At 63.8% G+C, this 745-nt stretch carries 1 protein-coding gene; it reads right to left on the reverse strand.

What is annotated here, in order from left to right; genetic code table 11:
• Positions 1–745: AMP-binding protein (locus AC1RJW_RS29700; protein WP_493048113.1), on the reverse strand; the 745-nt coding region annotated here is incomplete at both ends.

A 745-nucleotide genomic window follows, 5' to 3' on the forward strand; every position in this document is an offset into this window, starting at 1 on the left:
GCGATCGGATGGCCGATCGGGACGGTCGTATCCTGGACACCCATGCGGCAGCGCCAGGACGTCACGTCAACGGCCGCCTCGGTAGGACCATACAGGTTGTGCAGTTCGACCCCGGGCAGACACCGCGCAAACTGGGCCTGCAGCGAATACGGCAGTGCTTCGCCGCTGCACAGCACGCGGCGCAGCACACTGGCATCGCCAAGCTGGGCGTGATCCAGGAAAGCCGACAGCATCGATGGCACAAAGTGTAGCGTAGTAATCCGTGCCTGCTCGATCAGCTCGGCCAGGTAGTGTGGATCATGATGCCCACCAGGACGGGCAATGACGAGCTGCGCGCCAGCCAGCAACGGCAGGAAGAACTCCCAAACCGACACGTCGAAGCTGTATGGTGTTTTCTGCAGCACACGGTCGCTGCCGCCGAGACGGTATTCGCTTTGTGCCCACAACAATCGGTTCACGACGCCGTCGTGCTGGTTCATTGCCCCCTTGGGCAAGCCAGTCGAGCCAGAGGTGTAGATGACGTAGGCCAGGTGGCGCGCGGTCAAGCCCAGTGCCAGCGGATCCGGATTGGTATCGCACTGCGGCGCCAGGTCATCAAGCAGCAGTACGGCCGCGTCCGGGACCAGCGATAGCCCCGTGCGTAATGCGGACTGGGTCAGCACCGCCACAGGAGTGCTATCTGCCAACATATGCGCCAGGCGCTCGGCCGGGTAGGACGGATCGAGCGGCACATACGCCGCGCCGG

This window comes from Janthinobacterium sp. GW822-FHT07A03 (assembly GCF_058798815.1).